3 protein-coding genes and 1 pseudogene are annotated in these 4,971 nt (G+C 73.1%); 3 read left to right on the top strand and 1 reads right to left on the bottom strand.

From position 1 onward, the window contains the following. Positions 1–9: 9 nt before the first annotated feature. Positions 10–1,329: pseudogene (locus tag CCN44_RS40330) on the top strand (endoglycosylceramidase); the annotation flags it as partial. Between the two features lie 52 nt (positions 1,330–1,381). On the opposite strand, the gene CCN44_RS40325 reads toward CCN44_RS40330, so the two are convergent. Then, positions 1,382–2,635 (bottom strand): YncE family protein, encoded by a 1,254-nt coding sequence (locus CCN44_RS40325; protein ID WP_086704102.1) that lies wholly within the window; start codon positions 2,633–2,635, stop codon positions 1,382–1,384. Between the two features lie 140 nt (positions 2,636–2,775). Here CCN44_RS40325 and CCN44_RS40320 point away from each other — a divergent pair, with 140 nt between their 5' ends. Together CCN44_RS40320 and CCN44_RS40315 are read left to right on the top strand one after the other, a co-directional pair. Further along, positions 2,776–3,438, top strand: a complete 663-nt coding sequence (locus CCN44_RS40320; RefSeq protein ID WP_086704099.1) for a TetR/AcrR family transcriptional regulator — start codon at positions 2,776–2,778, stop codon at positions 3,436–3,438. 124 nt (positions 3,439–3,562) lie between these two features. Next, positions 3,563–4,588, top strand: coding sequence for an alcohol dehydrogenase (locus CCN44_RS40315; RefSeq protein ID WP_059246847.1), 1,026 nt, complete (start codon positions 3,563–3,565; stop codon positions 4,586–4,588). Positions 4,589–4,971: the final 383 nt, after the last annotated feature.

Genomic DNA, 4,971 nt, shown 5'->3' with positions numbered 1-4,971 from the left:
GTCTAAAAGATTTTGTGGGGTCAGAACATCACGCAGAATGCGGCCGTGCAGCAGGCCCAGCACGATTTCTGGCACAACGCCCACGGTCTGCAGGACGCCTTCCTCGGCACCGCCCGGACCACCATGGCCTACCTGCGCCGGCACCTGAGCGACGCCGAGTTCGCGGGCATCGCCGGCTTCGATCCGTACAACGAGCCGTACGCCGGCGCCTACGACTCCGGGCAGACCTCCCGCAGTTGGGAACGCGATCTGCTCTGGCCGTTCTACGCCCGGTTCCGGGCGGCCATGGACGCCGCCGGGTGGCAGGACAAGCCGGCCCTCGTCGAGCCGAACCTCTTCTGGAACGCCAACATCCCCACCCAGAAACAGGAGGGCGGCCTGCTCGACGCGGGCCCGCTCGGCCCCGGCTACGTCTTCAACACCCACTTCTACGACCAGAAGGCCATCTCCGGCATCCTGATGTGGGGCAAGGCGGCCGACGGCCAGTACGCCGCCGACTTCGCCGCCGTCCGCGACCGCGCCGGGGCCGCCGGTACCGCGGCCGTGGTCAGCGAGTTCGGCCACCCCCTGTCCGGCGCGGTGGCCGACAAGGCGCCGACCGTGCTGAAGGCCATGTACCAGGCCCTCGACTCCCGCCTGCCCGGCAGGAGCTGGTGGACCGGTCCGGCCGCCTCCGGCCCGGTGCTGTCCGGCACCCAGTGGCAGTGGGACCTCTACCACGGCCGCCACCACGAGCCGATGAACGGCAACCCCGGCAAGGTGCTCACCGCGGGGGACGCCTGGAACGACGAGGACCTGTCGGCGGTGCGGCTGGACGACTCCGGGACGGTCACCCTGCGCCAGGACGCCCGCCTCCTGGACCGTGTCTACCCCAGCGCCACGGCCGGCACCGCGCTCGCCTTCACCTACGAGGACCGCTCCCGGGACGGCTCCACCACCCTCACCTGGAACCCGGTGCCGAGTTCCCTGCCGAACGTGGCGAAGCTGGTGGGCTCGGGCCAGTACGGGCTGCTCGTATGGCGCTCCGGCGACGGCACGGCGCCGACCGAACTGCACCTGCCGGCGTCCTTCCCGACCGCCGCCACGACGGTCGTCTCCGACCTCGGCGCGGTGCACGCCCCGCCCGCCCACACCTCCGCCACCCCGGTCGCCGCGGCCCCCGAGCCGGGCGGGACCGGCAGCCGCCGGCTGCTGCTCACCGACACGGACTCCGGCGTGCTGCACTACGCCCTGGTCACCAACGGTGCCACGGCACCCGCCGGGGAGCTGCTGAGCGCGGCCCGGGCCGAACTGGCCGCGTGGGCGGCGGCGCGCTTCCGACAGGGGTGATGCGGCCTCCGGAGCGAGTGGGGGCACCCCGGAGGCCGCGTCCGACGGCCCCTCAGTTCCCGCCGGGGCCCGTCCAGTCGGCCTGCACGTGGCCGAGCCGGACGCGCTGCGGATGGTCGCCGACCGGGACCGAGGCGACCTTCCGCCCGGTGGCGAAGTCGATCGCCGTCACCTGGTCGGCGCCGCTCTCGGAGACGACGCAGTCCTTGCCGTCCCCGCTGACGGTCGCCCAGTACGGCTTGGACGTCGTCACCAGCGGGCCCTCCTGGAGCGAGGCCCGGTCGACCACGGTCGCGTAGTCGTCCATGGTGCCCGCCACGCACAGCTTGGTGCCCTCGGGGTTCATCGAAATGCCGTGGTGGCGCGAGTCGTTGACCCAGGTCGTGCGGTCCTCGCTGGTCGCCGGGTTCTTCGGCAGGGCCTTCATCCGGGTGATCCTGTCGGTGGCGACGTCGTACTCGAAGAAGCCGTTGAAGAACGACACCTGGAAGTACAACCGCGAGGCGTCGGGGGAGAACACGGCCGGGCGGACCGCGTCGGAGAAGTCCTTCAGCCCGTACGCATCGAGTCGCTGCCGCATGTCCACGACCTTGACCTGCCGGTACGTCGTCGCGTCCACGACCGTGATGTGCCGGTCGCCCTTGGTCCAGTCCCAGCCGGGGTCGTCCAACGCGGTGTTGACCTCACCGATGGACATGTTCCAGATGTACTTGCCGTCCTCGGAGAAGACGTTCTCGTGCGGCTTGTCGCCGGTCTTGAACGAGCCCAGCTGCTTGCCGGTGCCGATGTCGAGGACGTGCACGGTGTTCGCGGTCGAGGCGGAGACCGCCACCCGGGTGCCGTCCGGCGAGACCGCCATGTGGTCGGCCCGGTAACCGGCCACCGGGAAACGCCAGTTGACCTTCCCGGTGGCCAGGTCGAGGGAGACGACGTCCGCGAAACTCGGCCGGGACACCACCACCGACCGGCCGTCGGGGGTCGAGTACATGTCGTCGGCGAACTGGTCGTGGCCCTCGCCGACGCTGTTGCGGATCGCCTGGAAGTAGATCCACTTGATCGGGTCCGCGTTGATCTCGGCCATCCGCGCGGCCTTGTCCGGGATCACATCGATCCGGCCGATCTTCGCGTAGTCGCCGGTGGAGCGGATGACATCGGCGGTGCCGTCCCAGTTGTTGGCCACGAACAGCACCTCGCGCAGCCCGTCGGGGGCGGCCGGGCTCGCGGAGGCGGCGGTGGCCGGGGCGGCGGTGGTCAGGACGAGGGCGGCGGCCACGGAGCACAGGTGCCTGGTTCTGGAGGCAGCCATGACGGCTCTCTTTCCTCGGGGGAATCTGAACACGGGCGCATTCACAATGAACTTACTGAAAAGTAAGGAGGGGGCGGCCTTCTCGACAAGAGGTGTGCACGACAAGATTGGGTGATCGGCGGGACGACGGAGGGGGACGCGTGGGCGGCAGGCTCAGGGCGCCGACGGGGCGCTACGGCGGCCGGTCCGCCGCGGAACGGCAGGCCGAGCGGCGCCGCCGCTTCCTCGACGCGGCACTGCGGCTGTTCGGCGACACCCCCGGCTACCGGGGCAGCACCGTCGCCGCGCTGAGCCAGGCCGCGGGCCTGTCCACGCGCCAGTTCTACGAGGAGTTCCGCACCCTGGAGGACGTCCTCGCCGCCCTGCACCTGGAGGTCAACGGCTGGGCCGAACAGGCCGTCCTGGACGCCCTCGCCACCGCGGAGGACCTGCCGCTGGCCGAGCGCGCCACCGCGCTCTTCCGGGCCTACGCCCAGGGGGTCACCTGCGACCCGCGCCGCATCCGCATCACGTTCGTGGAGATCATCGGGGTCAGCCCGCGGCTGGAGGAGCAGCGCCTGGCCCGCCGCGCCCGCTGGGTCGACCTCATCCGCGCCGAGGCGGACGCGGCCGTGGCCCGCGGGGAGGCGGCGCCCCGCGACTACCGCCTCGCGGCCACGGCCTTCATCGGCAGTGTGAACGGGCTGCTGCACGACTGGACCGCCGGCTGGGTGGACGCCACGCTCGACGAGGTGGTGGACGAGCTGGTACGGCTGCTGCTGGGCATGCTCCAGCCGCAGGGCTGGTGTCCCCGGACCCCCTGACACCGCGCCCTGCGGAGCCGGTCCGCGCAGGTCAGCGGGGTGCGGCCGGGTTCGGCGCGCGGGATCGGGCGGGAGCTGGTCTGCTGGTGCGCAGGACCGTCGTAGCCGTACTCCGGAGAGACCCATGAGTACCTATCGAGTCGCGCAGGTCACCGAGCCGGGCGGCGCGTTCGAACTCGCCGAGCGCGAGGTGCCGCCGCCGGGGCCCGGCCAGGTGCGGATCGCCGTCGAGGCCTGCGGGATCTGCCACAGTGACGCCCTCTTCGTCAACGGCGGACTACCCGGCGTCACCTTCCCGGTGGTGGCCGGACACGAGATCGCCGGACGCGTGGAGGAACTGGGCGAGGGCACGCAGGACCGGGGCTACCGGGCCGGTGACCGGGTGGTGGTCGGCTGGTTCGGCGGCAGCTGCGGCCACTGCCGGCCCTGCCGCCAGGGCGACTTCATCGTGTGCACCCGGCTGAAGGTCCCCGGATGGGCCTACGACGGCGGCTTCGCCGAGCGGGTGATCGCCCCCGTCGACGCCCTGGCCCGGATCCCCGAGGGGGTCTCGGCGAGCGACGCCGGACCCATGGCCTGCGCGGGTGTCACCACGTACAACGGGCTGCGGCGCAGCTCCGCGCGGCCCGGCGACCTGGTCGCGGTGCTCGGCCTCGGCGGCCTCGGCCACCTCGGCGTGCAGTACGCGGTGGCGATGGGCTTCGAGACCGTGGCGATCGCCCGGGGCGCCGAGAAGGCCGACTTCGCCAAGCGGCTGGGCGCCCACCACTATGTCGACAGCACCGCCGAGACCTCCGTCGCCGAGGCGCTGCGCTCCCTGGGCGGAGCCAAGGCCGTCCTGGCCACCGCGGGCAGCTCCGCGGCCATCACGGCCACCGTGGACGGTCTGGCCCCGCGCGGCGAACTGATCGTCATCGGCGCCACGCCCGAACCGCTGGGCATCAGCCCGGTGCAGCTGATCATGACCGGGCTGGTCGTCCGCGGACACCCCTCCGGCACCGCGCAGGACGTCGAGGACACCCTGGCGTTCAGCGCCTTGCAGGGCATCCGCCCGATGACCGAGACGGTACCGCTGGAGCAGGCCGGAGAGGCCTACGAGAAGATGCTGAGCGGCGCCGCCCGCTTCCGGATGGTGCTCACCACCGGCTGACGCCCCGAGGCGGCCTCAGCCGTCCGGCCGGTCCAGCGCGGCGAGCACCGGCGCGACGCCGCCTGCCGGATCCGGGCGGCCCGGCGCGGCGGCGCGCCGTCGGCATGCCGGCTCCCGGGTGGCCCGGACCAGCGGACAGCGGGTCCGCGGCCGGTCGGCGCAGCGGTAGGCGCTGGTCCGACGGCGCCCCGCCGGACCGGCGGCCTCAGCCGTCCGGTCGGTCCAGCGTGGCGAGCACCGGCGTGATGCCGGCTTCCGGATCCGGGCGGCCCGGCGCGGCGGCGCGCCGTCGGCATGCCGGCTCCCGGGCGGCCCGGACCAGCGCCGCGGCAGCGGGTCCGCGGCCGGGCGGCGCAGCGGTAGGCGCCGGTCCGACGGCGCCC

This window comes from Streptomyces tricolor (assembly GCF_002155905.1).
Taxonomy (GTDB): domain Bacteria; phylum Actinomycetota; class Actinomycetes; order Streptomycetales; family Streptomycetaceae; genus Streptomyces; species Streptomyces tricolor.
Note: the sequence above shows the minus strand (reverse complement) of the source record. Positions and strands in the feature narration are given on the sequence as shown.

Coding starts and splice junctions, on each gene's coding strand:
- CCN44_RS40325 (WP_086704102.1), bottom strand. CDS start 2,635: ATGGCTGCCTCCAGAACCAGGCACCTGTGCTCCGTGGCCGCCGCCCTC.
- CCN44_RS40315 (WP_059246847.1), top strand. CDS start 3,563: ATGAGTACCTATCGAGTCGCGCAGGTCACCGAGCCGGGCGGCGCGTTC.